The sequence below is a fragment of the Paenibacillus flagellatus genome, assembly GCF_003217775.1.
GTDB lineage: Bacteria > Bacillota > Bacilli > Paenibacillales > NBRC-103111 > Paenibacillus_AB > Paenibacillus_AB flagellatus.
This window is the reverse complement of record NZ_QJVJ01000005.1, coordinates 206,714-233,235: the sequence shown is the minus strand read 5'-3', so window position 1 is coordinate 233,235 and position 26,522 is coordinate 206,714. Positions and strand designations below refer to the sequence as shown.

Sequence of the window (26,522 nt, the reverse complement as noted above, 5' to 3'; positions counted from 1 at the left end):
TTCAGCCGCTGGCCTGCCGGTAACGAAAGCCGTGAGGGTGCGCATCGTGCGTCGCCAATTAAACAAACACCTTTTTCCACTCGACTATTAATTTTAAAAGATCGGCATAGGCAATGTCAAGCGAGAATTCGCTTTAGCAAAACTTGAAGCAAATTTTAATGCAGTTGCCCGTCGAGACGTAGTATGATAGAAACATTGACGTTTCATAGAAGGGGTTCGTTATGGAAGAGTTGCCACACCAGGAACGTCTCGCCGCCTGGATAACGAATGCATTCCGCTCGTTCGCGGCCGACCTCGGGAATCGTGCGTCCGTCCGTCCGGACGTGTACGCGGTATTCGACGCCGACGGCCGATATTTGACGCACCACCCGTCCGATCCGATCCAATCGGGCTCGAAGCGCTCCGCCGCGACGGACGCCGAGCCGTTCCATACCGCACCTATCGCCGCCGCCATCGCCGATTGCAGCGCCGCCCGCAAGCTCCGCATCGCCCCGGTCGTCTGGCCGCCCCGGCATCCGGAAGCTCGTCCATCCGTACTGGCCGCTTATCCTGTTCGCACCGATCGCCACGACGACCCGATCGCATTCTTGATCCGCATATCCGACGAAACGGACGACGCCGACCCGGCGGCCGCCGCCCAGATGGCCGGCCTCGCTTTCGGCGCTTATTTGCGAGCGCACCGGTCCGAATCAGCGTCGGCGGAGCTGCGCGGGAAGCTCGACGCGGCGGAACGGACGGCGCTTCGCAACGAAGCGCTGTTCGACATGGCGGTCCGGCTTCATTCCCGCACCGAAGCCGACCGGGTGATGGCGGAGCTGACCCGCTGCCTGGAGGAGCTCGCGTCGGAACGGCCGTTCGACATTTATTTGTCGCAGGAACAATACGGCCCGATCCCGTCGGTGAAGCCGCTGCGATTCGGCCCGTCCGAGGAAGACATGCGGTTCCGGGCGTTTACGGAGGGCAAGCCGGTCGTCGGCAGGCGCGATGGTCGCGTTCATGCCGAAGCCGTCTTCCCGCTGCGCGGCAAGCAGGGCGTCTACGGCGTCGTCCGCCTCGAGCTCGCGGATGGCGAATCCGGGGACGAGGACTTGTTTCGCAGCGCGGCGATTTTGGCCGACATCGCCGGCAGCGCCTTCGAAAACGCCCGGTTGTACGAGCAGTCGAACCGCCTCGTCGGCGAGCTGCGTCTGATTAACGAGATTACGCAGCGGCTGAATCAAAGCTTGAAGCTGCAGGACGTTTTTTTGTTCGCTTCGACGGAGCTGCGCCATATTTTCGACGCGGAGTTTTCATGCATTTTGGAGCTGGACCGGGACCGCGACGAGCTCGTCGTCCGGGCGAGCGAGCCCGCCTCGTTTTTCAGCGAGCATTTCGCCTCCGATTACGGCTATGCGGGACGCGTCGTCGCGACGAAGGAGCCGGTCATCATTTCGGATTATAAAACGGACGAGGCCGTGCCGTCGGTCTGGATGGAAGCGACGCGCTCGCGGTCGCTGCTCGCTTGCCCGGTATTGGTCGAAGGCGACGTGGTGGGGGTTATTCTCGTCGCCCACCGGAGGCCGCACTATTTCACGTACGAAAATTACAAGCTGCTGCAAACGCTGTCCGGCCATATCGGCCTGGCGATCTCGAACGCGAGCCTGCACGCCGAAGTGCGGCGCATGGTGCAGACCGACCGGCTGACCGGCTTGTACGCGCGGCATTATTTGGACGAGCAGATCGGCCTTCTGCAAAAGAAAGACTACTGCGGCTCGCTGATCGTCGTCGACATCGACGACTTCAAGAAGGTGAACGACACGCACGGCCACCAGATCGGCGACCGCGTCCTCATCCAAGTAAGCGCGATTATCCGCTCCTGCATCCGGGAGGGAGATACCGCGTCGAGATGGGGCGGGGAGGAGCTGGCCGTCTACCTGCCGCAGGCGACGGGAGAGCAAGCGCTCGTCGTGGCCGAGCGGATCCGCCGCAAGGTGCAGACGGAGACGTCTCCCAAGGTGTCCGTCTCGTGCGGGGTGTCGGACTGGAATTGGGAGGACGACAAAATCAGCGTGGAGTCGCTGTTTTACCGGGCGGACATGGCGCTGTACAAGGCGAAGCATTCCGGTAAAAATCGGATCTGCACCGGCTGAAGCCGTGCCTTCCAACGCATAACATTGCTCTTCATGGAAACGATAAGCGCGAACGGCTTGATCCATCACGCTTTTCCAAGAGGAGAGATATCATGCGAACGAAAGGGAGTCGGTCCCGGCTTCGTCGATTGCCGGCCGTTTTGGCGGTGTTGACGTTGGCCGGTCTTTGGTCGTCGGGCTGCTCGATAACGGGGATGCAGACCGAACCGGGCGAACTATTGAAGCAAACCGTGTCCGGCCTGTCCGGTACGGACGATTTCCGGTTCACGGGCACGACCAACGTGTCGGTCGGGGATCGGCCGATGCAGGAAGCGGCGGCATTCGAAGGCGTCGTCACCGGCCACAACCGGCTGTCCATGAAGTTCAAGCGCGGTGCCGGGACCGGCGCGATCGGCGCGATGGGAGCGAAGTCGGATGCCCCCGTCGTATTCAGCCGCAAGCAGAACGAGTGGGTGCTGGCCGAGCCCGCTTCGGAGAGCGATGCCAGTCTGCTCCTCCCGTGGAGCCCGATCTTCAAGCTGGAGCAGCTCAATACGATGGCGAAGCGGGTGGAGGGCGCCCGCGACGAGTCGGACCGCAAGCTGACCGTCTTGACGGTCACCCCGGAGCCGGGCGACGTCACGGAATCGGTCAAGCGGCAGCTGACGCGGCAGTCGGGCATGCTCGATACCGACAAGAAGCTGTCCGAGCTCCGGACGAAGCTCGGCATGTCGGAGGCGGAAGCGTCCCGGCTGAAGGACGAGCTGGACCGGAACGTGCAAAAGACGAAGCGGCAGCTGGACGAGGCGGCCGGCTCGCTGCAGGCGAGCTCCGTCTATCGCATCTGGGTCGGCCGGGTCGACCGGCTGCCGCAAAAGATGCAGGTGGAAACCGACATGAGCTACACGGTCGACGGGCAGCCGAAGCGGGAGAAAACGCGCGTCGATTACCAATTCACCGGCTACGGCAAAGCGGCCGGGAGCGCGGAGAAGGCGGAATAATCCGGTTTCGACGGCCTTCGACGGAGCCGGTTTACTTTCCATTTACATTGTCCGTTTCCGTGATACAATAGGTAAGGGTATACACAGGGGAGGGGCGCAGGCTTGAACACCATTCGTTCGCGATTGAAATTCGGCATACCGATTGCCTTGTTCGCGGCCGTCGCCTATTTCGTCCTCTTCACGGAAGCCGGTTCCGAGCTTCGCCACGGAAACGTCGAGCAGCTCGCCGATTTGCTGCACTCGTTCGGCATTTTCGCCGTCATTGCGGGCATGCTGGCGATTTTTTTTCAGACATGGTTTCCGTTCGTTCCTTTCGTTCTGCTGGCCGGAGCCAACGCCTACGTATTCGGGCTGTGCGGCGGCTTCGCCATCAATTACGTGATGTCCTGCGCGGCCGCGGTGTCCGCCTTCGTCATCGCGCGCTACGTCGCCCACGATTATGTCGAAGGGAAGCTGGCGAAATACGCCTCGGTTCAGTCGTTCAACCGAAAGCTCGAGCGGCACGGCTTCTTTTATACGCTGCTCGGCCGATTGATCCCGGTGATCCCGTCCTCGCTCATCAACTTCGGTGCGGGCGTCTCGAAAATCAAGTTCCGTCCGTTTTTCGTCGCGACGGTCATCGGCAAGCTGCCGATCGTCCTGATGGAAACGTTGATCGGACACGACTTGCTCCGCTTCAAGGAACACAAGGGGCGTCTTTTTGTCGTTCTTTTGCTGTTCGTGCTGCTGCTGTGGGCCGGTCATTACATGAAGAGCAGATGGACGCTGAAGCGGGATGAAACCGATACGATGTAAGGAGATGATTCGTCGATGCGCGACCCCCGTTTGCAAACGCTGGCCGCCAATCTGGTGGGCTATTCCGTAGACGTGAAGCCGGGCGACAAGGTGCTGATCGAAATGATCGGCTCGGAAAGGGAAATCGTCCGCTGCCTCGTCGAGCAAGTTCACGAGAAAGGCGGTTATCCGTACGTCGTTTACGAAGACCGGGCGGTGTTAAGCTCGCTTCTCCGGTCGATGACGAAGGAGCAGTTCGAGCATTGGGCGGAGCTCGATTTGCGTCGTATGGAGCAGATGGATTGCTACATAGCCGTACGTTCCGGAGAGAACGTCAACGAGCTGGCCGACGTGCCGGCCGACAAGAACGACATGTACAAGCGCATTTATTACAAGCCGATTCACCTGGAGCAGCGGGTGAAGAAGACGAGATGGGTCGTGCTCCGTTATCCGAATCCGTCCATGGCCCAGCTCGCCAACATGAGCACGCGCGCGTTCGAGGACTTTTACTTCGACGTCTGCAACCTCGACTACCGGAAAATGGACAAAGCGATGGATCCGCTCGCCGACCTGATGGCGCGGACGGACAAAGTCCGGATCACGGGACCGGGCACCGACCTGTCGTTCTCGATCAAAGGGATCGGCTCGAAAAAATGCTCCGGCCACCGGAACATTCCCGACGGGGAAGTGTACTCGTGTCCGGTGCGCGACTCCGTCAACGGCGTCATCCAATACAACACGCCGAGCGTCAACTCCGGCATCACGTTCGAAAATATCCGGTTCCGGTTCGAAAACGGCAAAATCGTCGAAGCGACGGCGAACGATACGAAGCGGCTGAACGAAGTGCTCGATACGGACGAAGGCGCCCGCTACATCGGCGAGTTCAGCATCGGCTTCAACCCGTACATTTTGCACCCGATGAAGGATACGCTGTTCGACGAGAAGATCGACGGCAGTCTGCACTTCACGCCGGGTCAGGCGTACGAGGATTGCGACAACGGCAACCGGTCGGCCGTCCATTGGGATTTGGTGCTCATCCAGCGTCCGGAATACGGCGGCGGCGACATTTATTTCGACGACGTGCTCATTCGCAAAGACGGACGGTTCGTCGTGCCGGAGCTCGAAGGGCTCAACCCGGAGCATTTGAAGTAAGGGCTTACCCTTTAAGCAAATTCAGGTAAATTGAGCATTGCGCGAAAACTTGTTCCACGCTAATATAGAAGTAACAAATACGGAAGCCGGGCTAACATCCGCTTCTTTGGAGGGATTGTGCCATGTCAAGCGCAAGCAACGCGGCGATTGTGGAAGTGTCGCAAACGGCCAACAAATTCAGATCTTCCATCGTGCTCCAATACGAGAACAAATTCATCGACGTCAAAAGCATTCTCGGCCTGTTTACGACGCTGCTCGACTCGGGCACTTACGATTTGCACGTTCACGGTCCCGATGCCGACGAAGCGACGAAGGCGATGGTCGACGTGTTCCAGAAGCACAACTTGAAAGTGAACGTCGTGAACGGCTGATCGTCGTTCGCGAGACGAGAAGAAGGCTGCTCCCGCTATGCGGGGGCAGCCTTTCGTCATGATCGGGATTTTTACCCGTTACAGGGCCTGATCGGCGGGGACAAAGGCAAAGCCGAGCGCTTCCGCGACGGCCCGGTGCGTGACGGCTCCTTTGTACGCGTTCAGTCCGCTGCGCAGCGACGGATCGGTACGGACCGCATCGAGGCCGTTCGCAGCGATTCGCAGCATATACGGCAGCGTGGCGTTCGTCAGCGCCATCGTCGACGTACGCGGCACGGCCCCGGGCATATTCGCGACGGCGTAATGGACGACGCCGAATTTGTCGTACGTCGGGTTGTCGTGCGTCGTCAGCCGGTCGACCGTTTCGAAGATGCCGCCTTGGTCGATGGCGACGTCGACGATGACCGAGCCCGGCGTCATCGCCCGGACCGCGCTTTCGCCGACCAGCTTCGGCGCCTTGGCGCCGGGGATGAGGACGGCCCCGATGACGAGATCGGATTCGGCGACCGCCTCCTCGATATGAAGCGGGTTCGACATCAGCGTCCGGATGCTCGTGCCGAATATGTCGTCGAGCTGCCGGAGCCGCTCGGTGCTCACGTCGACGATGGTGACGTCCGCGCCGAGCCCTGTCGCGATTTTCGCCGCATTCGTGCCGACGACGCCTCCGCCGATGATCGTCACTTTGCCGCGGCGGACGCCGGGAACGCCGCCGAGCAAAATACCTTTGCCGCCATGCGGCCGCTCCAAAAACTGCGCGCCGATCTGCGCGGCCATCCGTCCGGCCACCTCGCTCATCGGCGTGAGCAGCGGCAGCGTCCGGTTCGCCTCGACCGTTTCGTAGGCGATGGCGGTTACGCCGCGGGTGACGAGCGCCCGGGCCAGCTCCGGCTCGGCCGCCAAATGCAAATACGCGAACAGGAGAAGCCCTTCGCGGAAATGCGCGTATTCCGCCGGAACCGGCTCTTTCACTTTCACGATCAGCTCCGCCTGGTTCCAGACGTCGGCCGCTTCGTCGCACAGCCTCGCGCCGGCCGTCGCGTAGTCGTCGTCCCGGAAGCCGCTGCCGACGCCCGCGTTCGTCTCGACGAACACGTCGTGCCCGGCTTTGACGAGCGCTTGCGCGCCGGCGGGCGTTAGCGCCACCCGGTTTTCGTTGTTTTTGATCTCTTTCGGTACCCCGATTCTCATGTCGAGCCCAACTCCCCCGTATACGTTATCCGATATCAGTATACGAATGGACGGGCCGGCTTGCTTTGTCCCTTGACCAGAAAAGAAAGGAGCGTCATTGTGAAAATTCACAAACGCTCCGTCGTTCCGCTCCATTTGTCCGTTTTCAAGTCCAAATACAGCGTTATTTTTTGATCGACATCGCCGAAGTCGATTCCGCCGATCTCGGCGATCCGCTTCAGCCGGTAGGCGAGCGTGTTGGCGTGCACGTGCAACATGTCGGCCGCTTCCTTGGCGTTCCCGTCCCGGGCGAGAAACGTCTCCAGCGTCTCGACCAGATTGGCGTGGTGCTCGCGATCGTAGGCGCGCAGCCGCTTCAGCGCCGCATTCTCGTAGCGGTGCAGCTTCTTTTGCTCGACCAAATACGGCAGGTGGCGGTAAAAACCGAGCTCGCGGTAAAACGTCATCGCGCCGGTTTCCGCGGGGAATTGCCGCTTGATCCGGACGAGGGCGAGCGCCTCCCGGTAGCTTTGCCCGACGGCGGCTGCGTCCTCTTGGACGGAGCCGATGCCGGCCGCCAAAGGAGCGTTCGCGAGCCTCTCTCCCAGCTGGCGGAGCAGCGAACCGACGAACTCCGACGCGTCGGCCTCGAAACGGGGGCCGGCCGAAGCTTCCGTCAGCACGATCAGCTGGCTGCCCGATACGACATGCAGAAGCGGGCGGACCCGGCGGCTCGACGTCACGATATAATGGATAGATTGATGGAGCGCCTCCTCGACGTCCGCGGCGAACTGGACGACGACGACGGCGGTTGCGTCCGGAATCCGGATGCCGAGCGACTCCGCCTTCGTCTTCGCCTGCGGGCCCGAAGGATGCCGGTCGGTCAGCAGCTCCCAGAACAAGTCGCGGCGTTCCTCGTCTTCTTTCCGCTTCTGCGACTGCAGGCGGAGCAGCTTGATTTTCGCCGCTTCCGCGGCGGCCTTCAGCAGGTGCAGGGCGTCATCATCCAGCTTTCGCTCGACTTCCAGCGCCCAAATGTAGCCGAGGACGCGGCCGTTTTGGCGAATGGAAACGGCGACGCGGTCGCCCAGCCCCACCTCGTCGATCGAGCGGACTCGGACGGGTTCGTCGGTTTCCATCAGCTTCGGGATGACGCCGTCCCGCCATAAGCTGCCGACGACGTTCTCGGGGACGCGCCGGCCGATGATCGTCGCGATACGCGCCGGATCGGTTTTCGGGTCGTGCTTGCTGTAGGCGAGCAGACGGTGCCCGGCGTCTTCGATCGTGACCGGGGCGCGAAGCGATTCGCCGATCGTGTCGGCCAACGTTTCCAAATGGTCGAAATGCCGGTTGAAGGGATTCGTGTCGGCGTTCAAGCGTACGCTCCTTGTCGGGACTTCCAGAATCTTTTCGATTCTATTGTATCGGTTGGCGCCGGACGATTCAATCGCGAAATGGGAGAGAAGCGGTATCCGTTATGCTTGTGTAATCAACGATTTTCGACTATCATAAGCTTATAAGGGTGGAAGAGCTTTGCGCAAAGGGGGAAACGGCATGTCTACATCGGACGTGATGGTCAATCTGCATCAGAAAGCGCTGACGCTGCTGCAGGAAGATGCGGATAACATCGAGAAGCTGATTCAGATCCAGATGGAAACGTTAACGAATCGCAGATGCCCTCTTTACGAAGAGGTATTGGATACACAGATGTACGGGCTGTCCCGGGAAATCGACTTCGCCATTCGCGCGGGGCTGTTGACGGAATCGGCCGGCAAGCACATTTTGAGCGAGCTGGAGCGCAAGCTTGCCCAGCTGTACGAGGCGTTGGCATTAAGCAAAAACGAGTAGCTCCGTGAAGGAGTTACTCGTTTTTTTGATGTACGCGGGTTATACCAAATAAAAGGCGATGCCGAGAATGACGTAGACGACAAGCAGCAGGACGCCTTCATACCAGCTCGTCGAGCCGTCCTGCGAAATCGATTTGGCGATGACGGCCGAAACGCCGATCGCGGCCAGCTCGTACACGGTGAAGACGATATTCATCGTGTTCCCCATGAAATAGCTGACGAGGACGAGCACGGGCGCGACGAACAGGGCGATTTGCAGGCTGCTGCCGATTGCGATCTCGACGGCGGCGCCGATCTTGTTCTTGAGCGCGAGGAAGACGGCGGCGCTATGCTCAGCGGCGTTGCCGATGATCGCGATGAGGAAGGCGCCGACGAACAGCTCGGACAAGCCGAATTTATGGGTGAATTCCTCCAGCGTCCCGACAAGCCATTCGCTGATGAACGCGACCATGACGGTGGCGATGACGAGGAACAGCACCGACTTGCCTTTGCTCCAGTTGATTTCGTGCGCGTGGGCTTCCTCCGCTTGCACGGCGGCTACGTCCGCCAGTTCTTCCTTATGGGTGATCATCGAGAACAGCAGCCACAGGGCGTAGGCGACGATGAGGATGACCGCGACGATCAGGCTGAGCGTATCCGTTTCTTTCGTCGTGAAGCTTTTCGCGAACAGCGCCGGAATGAACAGCGCGACGACGGCGAGCAGCATAAGCGACGCATTGTAGCCGGCGAGCATGACGTTGAACTTCTGCACCTTGAACTTCAAGCCGCCGAGCAGGACGCTTAACCCCAAGACGAGCAGCATGTTGCCGATGATGGAGCCGGTAATGCTCGCTTTGACCATATCGTACAGGCCGTCTTTGACGAGAAATATCGCGATGATGAGCTCGGCCGCATTGCCGAACGTGGCGTTCAAAAAGCCGCCGATCCGCTCGCCCGCGTAGTGGGCCACGCTTTCCGTCGCTTTGCCCATGAAGCCGGCGGCGAACACGACGGCGATACAGCACAGTACGAACTGCAGCGTCTTCGACATGTGGCTGTAATGGGCGACGGCGCTCAGCGCGAAACTGGCGATCAGGATGACGTAGAACAACTTCTGCTTCATTCTTTTCTTGCTCCTTCCGTTATGTACCAGTGTTCCTGTCTGCTGCAAATCCTATTCTACTATAAAGGAAAACTTTCCAAATGCAAAGGGGGAATCCCGCCTCGGGTCCGGTTGCGAACGGGCCTTGCAAAAAGGTACAATGGGAATATCCGTAAATCAAGGAGTGAGAACATGTCCGCTGAAAATCAAACGGGAATGATCCGCATTTCCGATGACGTCGTAGCCACCATCGCCGGTCTGGCTGCACTTGAGACGCCGGGCGTAGCCGCCATGTCGGGGGGCATATCGGAAGGGCTCGCCAAACGGCTGAGCGGAAAAAACGTACAAAAGGGCGTGTCCGTCGAAGTCGGACAGTTGGAAGCCGCGATCGATCTGCGTGTAATCGTCAACTACGGTTCGAAAATACAGGAGGTTTGCCGCAGCCTTCAGGAAAACGTGAAGGAGGCGGTCGAAAATATGACCGGCTTGAACGTGGTCGAAGTGAACGTGAAAGTGGAGGGCGTCGCGTTCCGCGAGGAGGAAGCGGAAGAGACGACGGTACGGATCAAGTGAAAGAGGGCGGCGCTTAGGCGTCGCCTTTTGTTTGTCGGGGCGAGGGAGGAGGCGCCGCAGTAAACGGAGACGCGTCGGTTTCGCGCCGACGGCGGGGCAAGCCCACACTGCGTGGCCGAACGGCCTTCGCGCTCCGTTGAACCTTCGGCTCTCCCGTCGCGTGAATCGGTCGCGTACGCGGCCCACTCGACCCTCGCTGGGCGCGAAGCCTCTATAGCAATCCGCGTCCGCTTCGCGCCGACGGCGGGGGAGGGAGGGGGGCGACCGACCCAATTAGAAGGAAAACATACCGCTAATTGTAAGAGTCCGCCCGAAGGACACCCCTTAGATGGAAAAGCTCCTGCTAATTGGACCCACATGATCTCGAATGGACGGTTTGCCTTGTATTAGATGGAGAAATTCCAGCTAAATGTATGTATACCATTGATTTGGAGAAAATTAGAGGTACCTTTTCCGGTTAAGCTTCCCGGCCCGTCCGCCTTCAGCTTCCTAGCCACCCATTATCCGCGCGCCTACGCGCTTCCCACCCATCGCCCGCCGATGGAAATCAATGTCTTGGTTACCGGTACGCTCGCGATGAGAAACTAGCCGTGAGCGAGTAACCCGAATGAGGAGGAGCAAGAGCACGATGCGAATGAAAAGCGCCCTGCTGCGCGTGGCGGTTTGTTTGGCGTTGGTTGCGGGAATCGGGGCGGCGGACGTCCAGGCGGCCGGCGACCGGCCGTACCACTTCGGCTTCAAAAAGAGCAAAAACGGCGCCCCGGCGTCGATCGACGAGGAGGGATTCAAGCCCGTCATCGACAAGCACGGTGCGATATTCCGGCGGGACGGCACCGGGAAAACGTTGTACTTGACGTTCGACAACGGGTACGAGAACGGCTATACGGCGAAAATTCTCGACGTGCTGAAAGAAAAAAAGGTGCCCGCCGTCTTTTTCGTGACGGGGCACTACATCGAGGACCAGCCCGAGCTGCTCAAACGGATGGTGAGCGAGGGGCATATCATCGGCAACCATTCGTGGAGCCACCCCGACATGACGCAAATTTCCGACGATCGGATCGCGTCCGAGCTGAACCGGGTGAAGGAAAGCGTCGCCGCCTTGACGGGGCAGCAGGAGATGCGGTACTTGCGTCCGCCCCGCGGCATATTCAGCGAACGGACGTTGGCGGTCAGCGGCAAGCTGGGGTATACGAACGTCTTCTGGTCGATCGCATACGTCGATTGGGATACGAGCAAGCAGCGCGGAAAGGAATATGCGTACGAGAAAGTTATCTCGCAGCTGCATCCCGGGGCGGTCATTTTGCTCCATTCGGTATCGAAGGACAACGCCGAGGCGATGGCTAGCATAATCGACCGCGCTCGGGAGCTCGGCTACGAATTCAAGGCGCTGGACGCCCCGGCGTCCTAGCCCATTTCGGAACATGAAAAGAGCGGCCGCCAAGCGCAGCCGCTCTTTCTTCGTGGAATCATCCCCGCACGAGCTTCAAAAATTCGCGCATGAAGCCGGGCAAATCCGGCCAAGCATGACCCGAGACGAGGTTGCCGTCGACGTGAAGCGTCTCCTTCGCGTACGTCGCGCCCAATTGCTCCACGTCCGGCCTGCACGCCGTATAGGCGGTCATCGTCCGCCCTTCGAAGTGCCGGTTGCTTTTCAAGGCGGAGAAGACGAGAGCGGCATGGCAAATCGCGCCGACCGGCTTGTTCGCCTCGAAGAAATGGCCCAAAATGCGCGGCATGTTCTCGTCCAGCCGAATATATTCGGGAGCGCGTCCGCCCGGAATGAGCAGCCCGTCGAACTCCGCCGGGTCGACCTCCGCGAACGAAACGTGCGATTCGAGCTGGTAGCCGGGCTTCTCGGTGTACGTGTCCCAGCCTTCGAAGTCGTGGACGACCGTTCGCAGCACTTTTTTCGTCGGGGACGCGATGACCGCGCGATAGCCTTCCTCGAGCACGCGATAAAACGGATAATACACTTCCAGCGCCTCTACGGCGTCTCCGGTGACGATCAAGATCGATTTGGACATCGGACTCACGCTCCTGGATTGGAAATTGGTTACCACGTTTTAGTTTGGAATAGCGGAGTTGGTTTGTAAAGAGGGGGATTTTGTAAAAGTTTGTAAACGAAACGGGAACGTTGACGAATGCCGAACGGCTAAGCGAACCGGGAACCCTCGAATCCGCCAACCCGCTAGGAACTGCTCGGATCCCACCGCCCGAAACGACAAAAAAGAGCGGAATTGTCCGCTCCCTCAAGATCGCTCATTTAAAATCAATTGATACAGATGCACGTCCTGCCAAGCGCCGAACTTGTAGCCGACCTCGCGCCAAACGCCGGCTTCCGCGAAGCCGAACTTGCGGTGAAGCTTGACGCTCGTCTCGTTGCCCCCCGTAATGGCGGCGACGATCACGTGAAACTTCCGCTCCCGGGCGATGCCGATGATGCGCTCCATCAGCGTCGTGCCGATCCCCGCACCGCGGAACCGCTTGTCCAAATAAATCGACAGCTCCGCTGTACCGGCGTAAGCGGGCTTCGCACGAAACGGGGACAGGCAGCAATACCCCGCGACTTCGCCGCCGGTCTCGGCGACGATAATCGGATACCGGTCGCCGAACTGCCGGAACCACGCTTCCCGTTCGGGCAGCGTCTGCGGCTGAAGGTCGAACGTGGCCACGGAGTTGACGACCGCGTCGTTGTAAATGTCGAGCAGCTGCGGAACGTCTTGGACGACCGCCTCGCGAATCGTAACGGACATGGCTTATCCCACCTTGCGTATGTTGCCGGACTTTCGTTCCTTTTCCTGCCGCGCATGCTCTCTTGAAATACTGAGCAGTATCCCGATGCTGCACATCGTGACGAGCAGGGAGGACCCCCCGTAGCTGATGAACGGCAGCGTTACCCCGGTCATCGGAATGGTGCCGGTGACGCCGCCCATATTGATTAGCGCCTGGATGCCGATCAGACCGACGATGCCCGTACCGGCCAAGCTCCCGAAATTGTCGGGGCACCGGAGCGAGATGATGAAGCCGCGCCACAAAAAGGCCAAGTAAAGAAACAAAAACAAAAGCGTGCCGAAAAAGCCGAGCTCCTCGCCGATAATCGCGAAAATAAAATCGTTGTGCGCCTCGGGCAAGTAATGCATCTTTTGGATGCTTTGACCGAAGCCGGCGCCCGTCAGCTCCCCGTGCCCGAACGCGTAAAGCGATTGCACGATCTGATAGCAGCTTCCTTGCGGATCGGACCACGGATTCAAGTAACAGGCGACCCGGTCCATCCGGTAGCCGAGCGAGCTGGCGGACAGGACGTAAATCGTCAGGAAAACGGCGGCAATCCCCGCGATCGAGCTGATGGCGAGAAAAATATGTTTCAAATTCGCGCCGCCGACGACGATGACGAGAGAAGCGGCCAAGACGAGAATCATCGTCGAGCCGAAGTCCGGCTGCATCATGATCATGCCCGCCACGATGCCGACGATAATGACGGTCGGCAGCAGCCCTTTTTTCAAATCCCGGAACTTCTCGCCCTTCTTGCTGATCAGCAGCGCCAAGTAAAGGATGACGGCGACTTTGGCGAACTCGGAAGGCTGCATGCCGAAGCTGCCGAAATAAAACCAGCTGCGCGCCCCGTTCACCTCGATGCCCAGAAACGGGACGAGGGCGAGCAGCACGAGGACGCAGATGAAGCCGGGGCGAAGCAAAGGCCGCAGCTTGGCGGCCGGAACGTTCATAAGAAAAAACATGCCAACCGTGCCGGCAACGGCAAAGATGGCTTGTTTTTTGACAAAATATAACGGATCGTTATTGAATTTTTCTTTGGCAAGCGCCGTAACGGAGCTGGCGCTGAATACCATGACGAGCCCGAAGCCGACGAGCAGAAACGTAAGCAGCAGCAACAGGAAATCCGGTGTGCCCCTGCGGGGTTCGTTCATATCGGTTCCGCCTTCTCGTTTATTCGCTCAGCTGCTTCTTCAGCTCGGCCAGCTTTTGGTTCGCGAGCTTCAAAATTTGATCCGGTACCGGCGATTGATAGTCGAGACCGTGAGGAAACGTGGACCGTCCGATGTAGGCGTCCTCCAGCACGAGAATCGCGTAAGGGGATTCGAGCTTGCCTTCGACGGCTCTCGTGTTGAAGCGGAGGTAATAATCCGCCTTGTTCGCTTTATCTTCCAATTTCAAATCGTATGTAGCGCGATAATATTCCCACTGCCAACGCACGAAGCCGAGCTTCGACGATGCGCCGTCCAGATGGGCCAGATCGCTTTTCAAGCCTTTGATGCCGCTATTCTCGATAATCACGATAGGGAAACCTCCTGCGTTTCGTTAAAAGTAACTTCCGATAGGCGTGCAGTCCTCTATTCATGATAGTATGTTTCCCCTACATGCGCAAGCCTATTAAGACGCGGAGTTTTAAACATTTGATGGCGATTCCGCCGATGCGGATGAAACGGAAGCCGGCATTTGGTACAATGGAAGGAATACGATTACGATGCGATTGACGGAGGTGGAAGCATGGACAAGACGGTCGAAGCGCTGAGCCGGTTGTACCCGGACATGGTCCGGTGGCGTCGACATCTGCACCGGTATCCCGAGCTTTCGTACGGGGAGCGGCAGACGTCCGCTTTCGTCGCCGATTTGCTGACGCAATGGGGGCTCGACGTCCGGACGAACGTCGGCGGCTACGGCATCGTCGCCACCGTAAGAGGCGGCGAAGGGCCGACGGTGGCGCTGCGGGCGGACATGGACGCGCTGCCGATCCAAGACGAAAAGACGTGCGAATACGCCTCGACGGTTCCGGGCGTCATGCACGCGTGCGGACACGACGCCCATACGTCGGCGCTGCTGGCGGTGGCGAACGTCTTCGCGGCGAATAAAGGCGACTTGCGCGGGAGCGTCCGGTTTTTGTTCCAGCCGGCGGAGGAGATCAGTCCGGGCGGAGCCGCACCGATGATCGCGGACGGCGCCATGGACGGCGTCGATGCGGTATACGGGGTGCACCTATGGACGCCGTTCCCGGCGGGAACCGTCTATTCGCGCCCGGGCCCGCTTATGGCGGCCGCCGACGAGTTCGTCATCCAGATTCGCGGCAAAGGCGGACACGGCGGGCTTCCCCACGAGACGGTGGACAGCATCGTCGTCGCCAGCCACCTCGTCGTCAACCTGCAGACGATCGCGAGCCGCAGCGTCGATCCGGTCGAGCCCTGCGTCGTCTCGGTCGGGAAGCTTCAGGCGGGCAACGGCTTCAACGTCATCGCGGAGTCGGCGTACTTGAACGGAACCGTTCGCTCGTTCAGCGTCGAGACGAGAGACCGGATCGTCGAACGGATGAAACGGATTTGCGAATCGACCGGCGATTTGTTCGGCGCCGACATCGAGCTCGATTACAAGGTCGGCTATCCGCCGGTCGTGAACGATGCGGCCGAATCGGAACGGTTTTCCCGCGTGGCCGGGCGCCTGTTCGGCTCCGAGCGGGTGAGGCAAAGTCCGCTTATTATGGCGGGAGAAGATTTCGCCTATTATTTGCATCGCGCGCCGGGCTGCTTCATGTTCGTCGGAGCGGGCAACGCCGAGGCCGGCATCGACGCCCCGCACCATCATCCGAAATTCGATATCGACGAGACGTCGATGCTGCAATCGGCTGCGCTGCTTGCGAGCATGGCCGAGGATTTTTTGAACGGCGGCGGTTGAGCCTGCATTTCGGATTATTCGATGGCACAAACTCACAGGGATGTCTCCTCCCGATGCGGGGGAACCTAACGATGCAATCCGTCAAACCGACTGCAGAGGAGGAGCCCCGATGAAAACGATCAAAGAGATCATGAGCACCGACTGCGTGACCGTCACGCCGAAGGACAACATTTACGAAATCGCAGTCAAAATGAAAATGAACGACATCGGCTTCATTCCCGTCGTGGAAGGCAAAAAGCTGGTCGGCGTCGTCACCGACCGCGACCTTGTCATTCGCGGCTATGCCGAGAAGCATTCCGGCTCGACGGCGGTCGAGGAGGTCATCTCGAAAGACGTGAGAACCGTGACGCCGGAGACGACCGTGGATGAAGCCGCCAAGCTGATGGCCCGCGAAAAAATTCGCCGCCTGCCCGTCGTCGAAAACGGCGAGCTCGTCGGCGTCGTCGCGATCGCGGACTTGGCCGTTCGCGAAGTGTTCGTGAACGAAGCCGGTCAAGCGCTCAGCGAAATATCGGAAAACGTCGACCATATGGCGACGGCCCGATAACGAGAACGAAACCCCAAAAAAGCGGACGAAAGACGTTCCGCGCTTTTGGGGTTTCTTCTTTACTTCCCTTTCATTCTCTCCGCTATCCACGAATCGTGAAGCCATTTCTCGGTAACGCGGCCGTCCCGCCAGACCATCCCCTGCTCGAACGAGACGATTCGTCCCTCGGCACCGACGATCACCCATGCATAGCTGTCGTCCTGCTCCGAATAGCACTTGTATTTCATGCAGGGAATCGGAACGGTGACGCGCCTCCCGTCCCGGACGACGGTGACGCGCTCGTCGTGCCGGTCGGTCCATAAATGGCGCAGTCGCAGCGACAGTCCCGGCTCCACTCGATCGAGGAAAGCGGACGCGATGGCGGCCGTTCGCTCCCGATCGGGGAGTGGCCCCTCGGCGTCGCCGGCGTCGATTCGCGTGTAGCCGAGCAGCCTCATGCCGGTTCGCTCGACCGTAAACGAGACGTGCTCCCCTCCTAAGCCGTTGTTGACGCCCGATTTCTTCTCGTGCCGGACGACGCGCACGTCCTCCCCGTTCTGCCGGCGGTCATGCGCGGAGCGGAACTCGTACTCGTCCGGGATGTCCACGATTCGAAGCGTCCGTTCGAGTCCGGCGTTCTCCGCCGTTTTCATGCCGGCTCCCCTTGGAGACGCTCTACCGTCGTGATCCGGCTTTTGTCGAGAAAATCCGGGTCGGTCGCCACCGTACCGGCCTGCCCCCAATTCGCCACCGACGTCTCGCGCAGGATGACAAGCACTTTGTCGGGCGGCAGATTGAACAGGTTGACCGTCACGTCCGTCAAGCCGCGAATCCATTGCTGCTTTTGCTCCGCATTGAACCCTTCCCAGCAGTCCACATTAATGATCGGCATATTTGATCGCTCCTATCGATTCGAATGATTTGGATAAGTTGCGCAACTTATTTGCGTTAATTGTAACATATCTACAATTGATGTCAATAAGTTTCGAATCGTTGTAAATAAGTTTCGTTTGTCGTAAAATAGCTTCAAGGAAACGCAAGCTTGGAGGAGTCGCAATGGAACCGAAAGATCAACCGGAGCACGTCCTGCTCGATTTCGACCTGCTGCGCAAGCTCGTCGTCGGCATCGGGGAAGTGTCGGACATTACGGGCGTGCCGCAGCGCCAAATCCGATACTGGGAAGAGAAAGGCATCATCGTCTCTTCGAAGGACGGGGAAGGCGGCACGCGGAAATACGATTATTTGAACATTAAAAAAATATTGCTCGTCAAGGAACTGATGGACGACGGCTTTACGCTCGACGCGGCGGCCCGAAAGGTGGAGGAGCGGATGCGCAGCATGTCCGACGTGTTCGCGAAGCTGGCCGGACGAACGCCGCGTGAGACGTAATACGGCAAACGTCCTCGGTTTTTTCAGGAAATGCTGACCGTGCTTGTCAGTGATCGTCGCGTATGATGGAATTAGTTCGAGGCGACAGGCGGTGACCGAATCATGTCCAAATCGACGAACATGCTGTCCATTTTATGGCTGCTCCGAGAGGGCCGGCGAATGACGGCCCAGCAGCTGGCGGACGAGCTGGAGATTCATATCCGGACCGTCTACCGGTGCATCGATTCGTTGTGCGCGAGCGGCGTTCCCATCGTCGCCGAATCGGGCCCGAACGGCGGCTACCGCATTTTGGACCATTTTGCCGAGTCGCCGCTGCTGTTCGACATGGAGGAGCAGAAAGCGCTCGTGCAAGCTTCGACGTTCGCCCGGGAAGCGGGCTATCCGTTCGGGGAGGCGCTCGGCCGGGCGATCGACAAGCTGAAGCGGTACACGAACGAGGAGCAGCTGGACCGGATCGAGCGCCATATGGACGCGTTCTCGGTCATCCATCCGCCCGTCGAGGTGCGGCAGAGGGAGACGCTTCGCGCGCTGGAGGAAGCGGCCTCCCACGGGCGTTCCGTGAAGATGGAGTACGACAAGGGCAAGGGGGAAGCGCCCGTTGCCCGCATCTTCGATCCGTATGGCATCGTTCATTGGAAGGGCGCCTGGTATACGGTCGGCTTCTGCTGCCTGCGCGGACAGCTGCGCAGCTTCCGGGCGGACCGCATCGTCCGGCTGGAGCCGGCCGAGCGGCGGTTCGAGCGCCCCGACGGCTTCTCCGCGAAGGAGCATCTTCTGCGCGAGCTGCTGCCCGACGCCCTCGATGCGGATGAGGTGACGCTCGTGCGCCTGCGGGGAGACGAGCGCGTGCTGGACCTGCTCGGCCAGCACTGGCTGTTCGCCCATACGGTCGTCGAACGCGGGGATGGCCATGCGGCGTACCAAATCGGGACGTCTTCCTTGCAGAAATATGTCCCGTATTTTTTGCTGCCCTACGGCAAGGCGCTGACGATCGTCGAGCCGGACTTTCTGATCGAGCGGATGGCGGATCTGTGCGGAGAGTTGGCCGATCATTACGGGGAGATGAAAAACAAGACGGGGACGGAAGCGGAGTGCCGTCCCGGGAAGGAGGGTGAGACGATGGGCAAATTTGCGATGTACGGCAAGCTCAAGGCGCATCCGGGTCAGGGGGAAGCGCTGGCGGCCATCTTGCTGGAGGCGGCGGAGCAGGCGGAAACGACCGAAGGCTGCGAGCTTTATATCGTCAACGTCGCCGAAGACGATCCCGATACGATTTGGGTGACGGAGCTGTGGCGTGACGCCGCGGCGCATGAAGCTTCGCTGCGCGACGAGGAGACGCTGGCCATGATCATGCGGGCGAAGCCGCTCATCGCGGGCGTCGAGCCGGTCAAGCTTCGTCCGCTCGGAGGCAAAGGATACCGGTAAAACCGGATGAAGGGCAGAAATGGTTATAGATGGCCGCACTCGCCGCTCGCGAGGGCGGTTTTTTTAACGTTATAGAAATGCTAAAGCACGAAAGCGAATGCAACTCTCTTCACCAAAAATAAGTTATATCGCAATAACACGAATGTACCTCATCGAAAAGCTCCGGTCGGAAGCTTTTCTTATTTTTCGGGGGAATGTGAAAATGACTGACCGCGCCTGTCAGCGATCGCTCGTTATAATGGGAGATGAAAAACGAATAGTGGAGGGAACGAAGATGTTCACATCGATCGACGCTTTCTTGGAAGAATTCGAGACGGAGACCGCTATTACGGCGCGCGTGCTCGATTCGCTTACGGACGAATCGCTCGGGCAGGCCGTGGCGGCCGATTACCGGACGCTCGGCCAGATCGCCTGGCATATCGTCGGCTCGTACAACTATATGACCTATTTGGGCTTATCGTATGACGAACCGTTGGCCGCCGAGGAAGCTCCTTCGTCGGCCGCGGCGATCGCCGCCGAATATCGCCGGATGACGCAAACGTTCATGCGCGCCTTGCGGAGCCAATGGACCGACGAGACGTTGTCGCGCGTCGTGAACATGTTCGGAGAGGATTGGAAGAACGGCGCGTCGCTCCGGTTTTCGCTGCGGCACGAAATTCATCATCGCGGACAGATGACGGTGCTCATGCGCCAAGCGGGGCTGCGCGTGCCGGACGTGCTCGGTCCGACCCGCGACGACTGGATCGCCCAAGGCGAGAAGCCCCGCGTCTGAGCGGGAGCGCCATAACGAACGAAAGACCGCCCGAGGCGGTCTTTCGTTCGTTATTCATTCACCCGCCTTGCGGAAGCCGGCCGCTTCCGCTTCGTCCTCCGTACAAAACATCGCTTCCGCTTTCGTCTGCTCGTACGAGCGTCCGCCGGGCACGTGATAAATTTTTTCGTGCTTCGCATTGATGTTCCCTTTGATTTTCGGCTCCTTGCAGGAAGCGCCGGCTGCAGCTCCGGAGGCGGCTCCGCTTTTGCCCCACAAGCCTTTGCCGCCGTTCCGCGCCTCGCGCTCCGCCTCCACGAACGTTTTGGCGAACATGACGTTCGGCTGGATCGTCATCGTGTTCGCATATCCTTCCTTCAGCAGCGTCTCGTTGAACATCTCGGATTCGCCGCGAATGAACGCGTAGCGCAGCAGCCGGCCGTACTTGTCTTTGTCCCCCGCGTCGGCGAACAGGTAGACGGTTTGGCCCGTCAGCCGTTTCTTCGTATAGGCGCTCGCTTCTTTGCCGTACGCCTCGACCGGACTGTTCGGCTTGACCGTCTCGGGCGTGTTCATCCCGATCAGGCGCACTTTGTCGCCCGCTTTCGTCTCGAACGTATCGCCGTCGACGACCCGCTTCACCTCGGCGGTCGTATACGGCCTTCCTTTCAACTCGGGGTAGCGGCTCCATATGCCGGCCAAGTCGTCGGGCGCCCGGCCTCCGGCAGGGGAGGCGCATCCCGGAAGCAGCGCGGCGAGCAGAAGCAGGAGCGGCAGCAGCATTCGAATTCGTGTCATCGCGTGTCGGCCTCTTTCTCGTTCGGTTTTCCGTCTTCTATACTAGCCGTTTCGCGGCCGCGTTTCAATGACGGCCGGCGAAGCGGTCCGTTTATTTCCAGCCGTTTTTTTTCATACTAAAAGAGAATCGACATTTCGGAACCGTAGCGAGGAGGAAGCAGCATGCGATACGATCCCGGAAAGCCGCTCATGGTGCAAAGCGACTCGACCTTGATGCTCGAGGCCGATCATCCGGAAAGCGAGGCGGCCGGCGCCGCCCTGAGCCGATTTGCCGAGCTCGTCAAGACGCCGGGGCACATCCATACGTACCGGATGACCCCGATGTCGCTATGGAACGCCGCGTCGTCCGGCATGGGCGCCGAGCGCATCCTGGACGTGCTGAACGGCTACGGCAAGTTCGACGTCCCGCTGCAGGTGCGGCAAAACGTCAACCATTTCGTCGGAAGGTACGGCCTCGTCAAGCTGACGCTCGACGGGCAAAGGCTGATGCTCGTCTCGGACGAACGGGAGCTGCTGGACAAGCTGGCGGGGTACAAGTCGCTCCAGTCGTATTTCGTCGGATCGCCCGGCGAAGGCGGCCTTGAGGTCGACCCGGCCTACAGAGGCATGATCAAGCAGGATTTGATCCGACTCGGGTTTCCCGTGCAGGATTTGGCCGGCTACCATCACGGGGAGACGATGCCGATCCGGCTGCGCGACGCGACGGCGGGCGGCCGGCCGTTCCGGCTGCGCGACTACCAGCGGGCGGCGGTCGACGCGTTCTACGACGGCGAGCGTCTGCACGGGGGCAGCGGCATCGTCGTCCTGCCGTGCGGAGCGGGGAAGACGGTCATCGGCATCGCCGCGCTCGCCCGGCTCCAGTGCGCCGCCCTCATCCTGACGACGAACGTCGCCTCGGTCCGGCAATGGAAGCGCGAGCTGCTGGACAAAACCGATCTGGACGAGCAGCTCGTCGGCGAGTACAGCGGCGAGCGGAAGGAGGTTCGGCCGGTGACGATCGCGACGTACCAAATTTTGACGCACCGCCAGCGGAAGGACGATCCGTTCTTGCACATGTCGCTGTTCAACGAGCGGGATTGGGGCTTGATCATATACGACGAGGTGCATCTGCTGCCCGCCCCGGTATTCCGGGCGACGGCGGACATCCAGGCGACGCGCCGGCTCGGGCTGACGGCGACGCTCGTGCGCGAGGACGGGCGGCAGGAGGACGTCTTCTCGCTCGTCGGGCCGAAGCTGTTCGAGGCGGGGTGGAAAGACCTCGAGCAGAAGGGCTGGGTCGCTCACGTCGAATGCACCGAGGTGCGCGTGCCGATGCCGGAGCCGGTCCGTGAGCGGTACGTCCGGGCTGAGCCGAAGCACAAGCACCGGATCGCCGGCGAAAACCCGGTCAAGCTAGAGGTGCTGTCGCGCCTGCTGGACAAGCACAAGGAAGAGCAAACGCTGATCATCGGCCAATATTTGGACCAGCTCAAGACGATCGCCGATTCGGTGCGGGCGCCGATGATATCGGGCGAGATGCCGCACGAGGAGCGCGACGGCTTGTACGCCCGGTTCAACCGCGGCGACATCAAGACGCTCGTCGTGTCGAAGGTGGCCAATTTCGCCGTCGACTTGCCGGACGCGAGGGTCGCGATTCAGGTGTCCGGCAGCTTCGGCTCGCGTCAGGAGGAGGCGCAGCGGCTCGGCCGCATTTTGCGGCCGAAGGAGGAGGACAACCGCGCCTACTTCTATTCGCTCGTCAGCGACGATACGCGGGAGCAGGAGTTTGCGATCCACCGCCAGCTGTTCCTGCTGGAGCAAGGTTACCGGTACGAAATCCGGAAAGCGGCGGAGACGGACGTTCGCGAGGAACGGGAAACGGAGGGAGCGACATGAAACTTGCCGAGCTGCTGGCCGGCATGCCGGAGCCGATGCAAGACGAAATCCGCAAGGCGAACGGCTGGGACCGGGCGTCCGCCGCCATCGAAGCGCTGCTTCTGTCGGAGGAGGAGGCGCGGAACGTCGAAGCCGCGCTGTACGATTTGGAACGGAAAACGCTGCAGCTCGTCGTGCGCCGGTTCGGGTACGCCGCGTTCGATTGGGCGAAGCTCGAAAAGGCCGGGCGGAAGGAAATGTCCGGCGCCGCGCTCAAGGTCGGCTTGATCCGGCTATGCCGGAGAGGGATCTTGTTCGCGCTGCGGCGGAAATGGGGGGAGACGGACTACGTCCTCCCCGAGGAGTCGTTCGTCGTGTGGCGCAAAAGGCTGCTGCCGCCGGAAACCGCCGCGGCGACGTATGCGGAAGGCGGGGCGTCGACGGATTCGCCGTATCGTCCGGGGATGGCGTCCCAGCTGCTGTCCGTTCTCGCCTACGCCGCCAAGGAGGACGTGACGCTTACGCAAAAGGGCGGGCTGCATAAGCGCCACGCCGGACGTCTGGCGGCGCTCGTCCCCGTGCAGGACGACGAGCTGCCCGCGGGTGGAGACGCCGCGCCGCCGGCCGGTGCCGATTGCGGCTCGGCCGCGGCAGGCTGGCTGTGCGCAATGGCGGTCGAGCTCGGCTTGCTGGACAAGACGAAGGATCGGCTGAAGACGAAGCCGCAGCCGCTGAGACGTTGGCTTCGGCTATCCGAAGCGGCGATGAACGCCCGCCTGTACGCGTTGTGGAAACGCAGCAATGCGCCTGCCGACGTCTGGCTGCAGCATGCGGTCGCTTTCGCCGAGGAGGCCGCGGAAGGCGAGTGGCTTTCGGTCGCGGACGCGGCCGAACGGTTGATCGCGGCCGGCGTCGGCCCGGCGGACAAAGGAGCGGCCGGAGCCGCGGAGACGCGCCGCCGGACGGCCCAGCTGCTCGACTGGCTGAAGCCGCTCGCCGCTTGGGGATGGGCGGAGACGGGCGTCGATCCGGAGGGTCGGCCGCTGTTCCGCTGGACGTCGAAGCCGCTGTCGGCCGCGGAGAGGGCTTCGGAACCGGAAGCGGGAGAGTGCTTGTTCGTCCAGCCCGATTTCGAGCTGATCGTGCCGCCGGAATGCCCGTATCCGGTTCGGTGGGAGCTGGAAATGATCGCGGAGCGCGTCCGGCACGAGCATGTCGCCGTATACCGGATGACGCGGGAAACGGTCGTCCGCGCGTTCGACTACGGACGGACGGCTTGCGGCACGATCGATTTCCTCGAGCGCCACGCCAAGTACGGCTTGCCGGACAACGTGAAGACGGCGATCGCCCAATGGGGGGACGCGCACGAGCGGCTTCGCGTCGAGACGGTCGTGCTGCTGAAATGCCGCGACGAAGCGACGGCGAATACGCTGGCGGCGGACGATCGCGTCGCGCCGCTGCTCGCGGAGCCGCTCGGGCCGGCGGCCTGGATCGTGAAGCCGGACAAGGCGGGCGAGCTGCGCGCGCTGCTCGCCCGCAGCGGCTACAGTCCGGGCGGCGGCAAGCCGGGCGGCGAGGGCGTCGACGGTCTGTTTCCTCGGTTGGACGAACCCGATTCCCCGGAGGAGCCGGACGTCGAGGCGCCGGAAGGGGCGACGAAGGGGGAAGTTCCCGGTCAAGGGCTTATTTACTCGAAGGCGGCGGTGCAGTATTATGATAAAGAGCGGCCTTTTCCTCCGATCGAGGACGTGTACCCCGGACTGCAGGAAGTTCCTTCCATGTGGTTGAACGATTTCCGGTCGTACCACGCCTCGACCCGCAAGCAGATGATCCAGAAGGCGCTGGAATGGAAAGCGTGTCTCAAGCTTCGCAAGGCGGGAGCCGAGACGACGTTCATCCCGCTCCGGCTGGACGGCATCCGCGACGATTGGGCGGTGACGGGCTTCGAGGAAGCGCACGAAGTGCGGCTGTCGCCGGATCAGTGGGAGGAAATGCAGCTGATACTGCCGGGCATCAACGATTGATCCCGGGCGACCGAGGAGGACGGTACCGTGACCATGATCGGGACGATCGAAACGCTGGACATGGGGCAGCTGCTCCTGCAGGCGTACGAAATCGGTGACATGATCAACAGCTCCGCGGAAGTGGCGGATTATCTGCACTGGAAAAAAGCCGTGGAACGCGATCCGGACGTCCAAGACGCCGTCTCGGCGTTTGCCAAGGCGAAGGAGTCGTTTCAGGATTGCGAGCGGTTCGGACATTTTCATCCGGATTACCACGCCGCATTGGAAGTCGTACAACAAGCGCAGGCGCGGCTCGATTCGTTCGACGCCGTCCGGCGGTTCAAGGAAGCGGAGGCGCGGCTCGACGACTTGCTGTTCCGCGTGTCGGAAACGATCGCGCACTCCGTTTCGGATACGATCAAAGTGCCGAGCAACAACCCGCTGCCGACGAAAGGCTGCGGCGGCAACTGCAACGGCGGCTGCGGCTGAAGGGATTCGTCAGAGCAGCCGGAAATCGGGCACGACGGCGCCGACCTCGTCGCCGCTCCAATTCCGCACGGGCGGACGATGGAACGGAGCGAGGGCGTCCCGCTCGTCGGGCCCGATCCATTCCAATTGAATAAGCGCTTCCACGACGGCCGGATAGAGCGCGCGCAGCGAGCCGTCCTCGATTTTGACGGCGAGCGCCGCCCCTTCGGCTTGCGACGCGAGCGCGAACACGCCTTCGGCGCCCATCTTGCCGATGAGCCGGCCGCCGGTCGCCTGAACGAGCCGGGTGTCGAACCGGTCGGTGCCGGCGATGTAGTGCGGATGGCGGCGGATGGCGTCCGCGATCGTCCGGCAGGCGTCGGCGCGTCCGGCGTCGAGCCGGTCGGGTCTTGCGAGCGTGGCGAACGCGAAGGCGAGCCGGTCGAGCGGCAAGCCGAATACGGGGACGCCGCAGCCGTCGGTGCCGAGCGGGATCCGATCGGCGGGGACGCCGGACATGTCGGCGACGGCGGCGAGCATCGCCCGCTGCACCGGATGGCCGGGCTCCATATACCCGTCGGGCGACGCGTCGAGCAGGCGCGCGAGCGCCAGCATCCCGGCGTGCTTGCCGGAGCAATTGTTATGTAGCCGGGTCGGCCGCTCGCCGGCGCGCTTCATCCGGTCGGCGCTCGGCTCGTGGTACGGGTAGTGTGGTCCGCACCGCAGCGCCTCGTCCGACAAGCCGATCCGGCTCAAGATGTCGGCGGCGGCCGCGACGTGCTCCGGCTCTCCGTTATGGGAAGCGCACAGCAGCGCGATCTGCTCCCCGGTCAAGCCGAAACGTTCGCGGGCGCCGGCCTCGATGACGGGGACGGCTTGAATCGGCTTGGCGGCGGATCTGGCGAACGTTACGCGGTACGGGTCGCCCGCATGGGCGATCATCCGTCCGCCGCCGTCCACGACGGCGATATGGACGCGATGGGACGACTCGGTCAGAGGCCCCCGTTCGATGCGAATGCGTGGTTCGTTGGACATGATGGATTCCCCCGATATCGGCGATAGATGAATAGAAAACGAGCCCGTCCCGGCGCGAGGACGGCGGAAAGGATCGAAGACGATGTACCCACAACGCACCGGCCTGATCATATGGGTGACCGACGTGAAGCAGACGAAGCATCTCGAGAAGCTCGGAACCGTCCATTACGTTTCCAAGCGCATGCATTACGTCGTCTTGTACGTCAACGCCGACAAAGCGGACGAGACGGCCAAAGCGGCTCAAAAGTACCCGTTCGTAAAAAAAGTCGAGCGGTCGTACCGAAATGAGATCCGCACGGAATATAATAGTAATGTTCCAGATAAAGCGAAGCTTTACACGTAAACGGACCGACCGCTTTCCGGATATTCAGCCCAGCGATGCGAGCGCGAAAAAAACCGGATCTTTTCAGTATAGCACACCGGACCGCTCGCGAGATAGTCGACGGACGGTGTTTTTTTGCACAATTGATGTACACGAATCGGGCTAATAATCTTGCAAATTGGTGCATTTTCCATT

The 26,522-nt window shown here is 60.8% G+C and carries 28 protein-coding genes; 17 read left to right on the top strand and 11 right to left on the bottom strand.

All coding sequences use genetic code 11. The features are described from left to right. The first annotated feature begins 221 nt into the window (after nucleotides 1-221). The 5 genes from DLM86_RS13150 (at nucleotide 222) to DLM86_RS13130 (ending at nucleotide 5,406) form a co-directional block, all read left to right on the top strand. On the top strand, nucleotides 222-2,129 hold the full coding sequence (locus DLM86_RS13150) for a GGDEF domain-containing protein (RefSeq protein WP_110840472.1): 1,908 nt from the start codon (nucleotides 222-224) through the stop codon (nucleotides 2,127-2,129). A 92-nt stretch (nucleotides 2,130-2,221) separates the two neighbouring features. Then, entirely contained in the window at nucleotides 2,222-3,109 is an 888-nt protein-coding gene (locus tag DLM86_RS13145) for a hypothetical protein (RefSeq protein ID WP_110840471.1), read from the top strand. Between the two features lie 102 nt (nucleotides 3,110-3,211). Next, entirely contained in the window at nucleotides 3,212-3,904 is a 693-nt protein-coding gene (locus DLM86_RS13140; protein ID WP_146250207.1) for a TVP38/TMEM64 family protein, read from the top strand. 15 nt (nucleotides 3,905-3,919) lie between these two features. Next, nucleotides 3,920-5,035 (top strand): aminopeptidase, encoded by a 1,116-nt coding sequence (locus tag DLM86_RS13135; protein ID WP_110840469.1) that lies wholly within the window; start codon nucleotides 3,920-3,922, stop codon nucleotides 5,033-5,035. Nucleotides 5,036-5,157: 122 nt separating this feature from the next. Further along, the gene (locus tag DLM86_RS13130; RefSeq protein ID WP_110840468.1) at nucleotides 5,158-5,406 is read left to right on the top strand and encodes an HPr family phosphocarrier protein; all 249 of its coding nucleotides are present in this window, start codon (nucleotides 5,158-5,160) and stop codon (nucleotides 5,404-5,406) included. A gap of 78 nt (nucleotides 5,407-5,484) precedes the next feature. Here the strand turns inward: DLM86_RS13130 and ald are convergent, their stop codons facing one another. Further along, on the bottom strand, nucleotides 5,485-6,594 hold the full coding sequence (ald, locus tag DLM86_RS13125; RefSeq protein WP_110840467.1) for an alanine dehydrogenase: 1,110 nt from the start codon (nucleotides 6,592-6,594) through the stop codon (nucleotides 5,485-5,487). Between the two features lie 107 nt (nucleotides 6,595-6,701). Next, nucleotides 6,702-7,949 carry a PucR family transcriptional regulator gene (locus tag DLM86_RS13120; protein WP_110840466.1) on the bottom strand — a complete coding sequence of 416 codons (1,248 nt, stop codon included), beginning with the start codon at nucleotides 7,947-7,949 and terminating at the stop codon, nucleotides 6,702-6,704. 178 nt (nucleotides 7,950-8,127) lie between these two features. Between DLM86_RS13120 and DLM86_RS13115 the strand changes: the two genes are divergently transcribed. Beyond that, complete coding sequence (locus DLM86_RS13115) at nucleotides 8,128-8,421, top strand: Fpa/YlaN family protein (protein WP_110840465.1); 294 nt, start codon at nucleotides 8,128-8,130, stop codon at nucleotides 8,419-8,421. 39 nt (nucleotides 8,422-8,460) lie between these two features. Here DLM86_RS13115 and cax read toward each other — a convergent pair whose 3' ends face one another. Beyond that, nucleotides 8,461-9,522, bottom strand: coding sequence for a calcium/proton exchanger (gene cax, locus DLM86_RS13110; protein ID WP_110840464.1), 1,062 nt, complete (start codon nucleotides 9,520-9,522; stop codon nucleotides 8,461-8,463). A 171-nt stretch (nucleotides 9,523-9,693) separates the two neighbouring features. Between cax and DLM86_RS13105 the strand changes: the two genes are divergently transcribed. Both DLM86_RS13105 and pdaA read left to right on the top strand, forming a co-directional pair. Next, nucleotides 9,694-10,074 (top strand): Asp23/Gls24 family envelope stress response protein, encoded by a 381-nt coding sequence (locus tag DLM86_RS13105; protein ID WP_110840463.1) that lies wholly within the window; start codon nucleotides 9,694-9,696, stop codon nucleotides 10,072-10,074. 634 nt (nucleotides 10,075-10,708) lie between these two features. Then, nucleotides 10,709-11,482, top strand: coding sequence for a delta-lactam-biosynthetic de-N-acetylase (gene pdaA, locus DLM86_RS13100; RefSeq protein WP_110840706.1), 774 nt, complete (start codon nucleotides 10,709-10,711; stop codon nucleotides 11,480-11,482). Nucleotides 11,483-11,540: 58 nt separating this feature from the next. On the opposite strand, the gene DLM86_RS13095 is transcribed toward pdaA, so the two are convergent. The 4 genes from DLM86_RS13095 to DLM86_RS13080 form a co-directional block, all read right to left on the bottom strand. Beyond that, entirely contained in the window at nucleotides 11,541-12,098 is a 558-nt protein-coding gene (locus tag DLM86_RS13095; RefSeq protein WP_110840462.1) for a DJ-1/PfpI family protein, read from the bottom strand. A gap of 225 nt (nucleotides 12,099-12,323) precedes the next feature. Then, complete coding sequence (locus DLM86_RS13090) at nucleotides 12,324-12,827, bottom strand: GNAT family N-acetyltransferase (RefSeq protein WP_110840461.1); 504 nt, start codon at nucleotides 12,825-12,827, stop codon at nucleotides 12,324-12,326. 3 nt (nucleotides 12,828-12,830) lie between these two features. Next, the gene (gene ftsW / locus DLM86_RS13085) at nucleotides 12,831-14,000 is read right to left on the bottom strand and encodes a putative lipid II flippase FtsW (RefSeq protein WP_110840460.1); all 1,170 of its coding nucleotides are present in this window, start codon (nucleotides 13,998-14,000) and stop codon (nucleotides 12,831-12,833) included. 19 nt (nucleotides 14,001-14,019) lie between these two features. Continuing rightward, nucleotides 14,020-14,367: a YugN family protein gene (locus tag DLM86_RS13080; RefSeq protein ID WP_110840459.1), complete on the bottom strand. Its 348-nt coding sequence runs from the start codon at nucleotides 14,365-14,367 to the stop codon at nucleotides 14,020-14,022. A 213-nt stretch (nucleotides 14,368-14,580) separates the two neighbouring features. Here DLM86_RS13080 and DLM86_RS13075 point away from each other — a divergent pair, with 213 nt between their 5' ends. Then, complete coding sequence (locus DLM86_RS13075) at nucleotides 14,581-15,756, top strand: M20 family metallopeptidase (RefSeq protein ID WP_110840458.1); 1,176 nt, start codon at nucleotides 14,581-14,583, stop codon at nucleotides 15,754-15,756. 109 nt (nucleotides 15,757-15,865) lie between these two features. Then, nucleotides 15,866-16,303 (top strand): CBS domain-containing protein, encoded by a 438-nt coding sequence (locus tag DLM86_RS13070; protein WP_110840457.1) that lies wholly within the window; start codon nucleotides 15,866-15,868, stop codon nucleotides 16,301-16,303. Nucleotides 16,304-16,362: 59 nt separating this feature from the next. On the opposite strand, the gene DLM86_RS13065 is transcribed toward DLM86_RS13070, so the two are convergent. Beyond that, nucleotides 16,363-16,935 carry a hypothetical protein gene (locus tag DLM86_RS13065; protein WP_110840456.1) on the bottom strand — a complete coding sequence of 191 codons (573 nt, stop codon included), beginning with the start codon at nucleotides 16,933-16,935 and terminating at the stop codon, nucleotides 16,363-16,365. After that, nucleotides 16,932-17,174: a tautomerase family protein gene (locus tag DLM86_RS13060; protein WP_110840455.1), complete on the bottom strand. Its 243-nt coding sequence runs from the start codon at nucleotides 17,172-17,174 to the stop codon at nucleotides 16,932-16,934. Before DLM86_RS13060 ends, DLM86_RS13065 begins: the two co-directional genes overlap by 4 nt. A gap of 164 nt (nucleotides 17,175-17,338) precedes the next feature. Here DLM86_RS13060 and DLM86_RS13055 point away from each other — a divergent pair, with 164 nt between their 5' ends. The 3 genes from DLM86_RS13055 (at nucleotide 17,339) to DLM86_RS13045 (ending at nucleotide 19,868) form a co-directional block, all read left to right on the top strand. After that, nucleotides 17,339-17,671 (top strand): MerR family transcriptional regulator, encoded by a 333-nt coding sequence (locus DLM86_RS13055; RefSeq protein ID WP_110840454.1) that lies wholly within the window; start codon nucleotides 17,339-17,341, stop codon nucleotides 17,669-17,671. A 102-nt stretch (nucleotides 17,672-17,773) separates the two neighbouring features. After that, a complete protein-coding gene (locus DLM86_RS13050) occupies nucleotides 17,774-19,096 on the top strand; it encodes a WYL domain-containing protein (protein WP_110840453.1) in 1,323 nt (440 codons plus the stop codon). 274 nt (nucleotides 19,097-19,370) lie between these two features. Continuing rightward, complete coding sequence (locus DLM86_RS13045) at nucleotides 19,371-19,868, top strand: DinB family protein (RefSeq protein ID WP_110840452.1); 498 nt, start codon at nucleotides 19,371-19,373, stop codon at nucleotides 19,866-19,868. Nucleotides 19,869-19,922: 54 nt separating this feature from the next. Here DLM86_RS13045 and DLM86_RS13040 read toward each other — a convergent pair whose 3' ends face one another. Next, nucleotides 19,923-20,645 carry a thermonuclease family protein gene (locus DLM86_RS13040; RefSeq protein WP_110840451.1) on the bottom strand — a complete coding sequence of 241 codons (723 nt, stop codon included), beginning with the start codon at nucleotides 20,643-20,645 and terminating at the stop codon, nucleotides 19,923-19,925. A 162-nt stretch (nucleotides 20,646-20,807) separates the two neighbouring features. On the opposite strand from DLM86_RS13040, the gene DLM86_RS13035 reads away from it, so the two are divergent. From DLM86_RS13035 to DLM86_RS13025, 3 genes are read left to right on the top strand one after another with little or no spacing between them, the layout of a single operon-like run. Further along, nucleotides 20,808-22,520, top strand: a complete 1,713-nt coding sequence (locus tag DLM86_RS13035; protein WP_110840450.1) for a DNA repair helicase XPB — start codon at nucleotides 20,808-20,810, stop codon at nucleotides 22,518-22,520. Further along, nucleotides 22,517-24,523 carry a helicase-associated domain-containing protein gene (locus DLM86_RS13030; protein ID WP_110840449.1) on the top strand — a complete coding sequence of 669 codons (2,007 nt, stop codon included), beginning with the start codon at nucleotides 22,517-22,519 and terminating at the stop codon, nucleotides 24,521-24,523. The genes DLM86_RS13035 and DLM86_RS13030 overlap by 4 nt, the downstream gene beginning before the upstream one ends. 33 nt (nucleotides 24,524-24,556) lie before the next feature. Further along, complete coding sequence (locus DLM86_RS13025) at nucleotides 24,557-24,991, top strand: YlbF/YmcA family competence regulator (RefSeq protein WP_110840448.1); 435 nt, start codon at nucleotides 24,557-24,559, stop codon at nucleotides 24,989-24,991. 9 nt (nucleotides 24,992-25,000) lie between these two features. Here DLM86_RS13025 and DLM86_RS13020 read toward each other — a convergent pair whose 3' ends face one another. Continuing rightward, nucleotides 25,001-26,005: an asparaginase gene (locus tag DLM86_RS13020; RefSeq protein ID WP_110840447.1), complete on the bottom strand. Its 1,005-nt coding sequence runs from the start codon at nucleotides 26,003-26,005 to the stop codon at nucleotides 25,001-25,003. A gap of 82 nt (nucleotides 26,006-26,087) precedes the next feature. Between DLM86_RS13020 and DLM86_RS13015 the strand changes: the two genes are divergently transcribed. Continuing rightward, complete coding sequence (locus tag DLM86_RS13015) at nucleotides 26,088-26,348, top strand: YlbG family protein (protein WP_110840446.1); 261 nt, start codon at nucleotides 26,088-26,090, stop codon at nucleotides 26,346-26,348. Nucleotides 26,349-26,522: the final 174 nt, after the last annotated feature.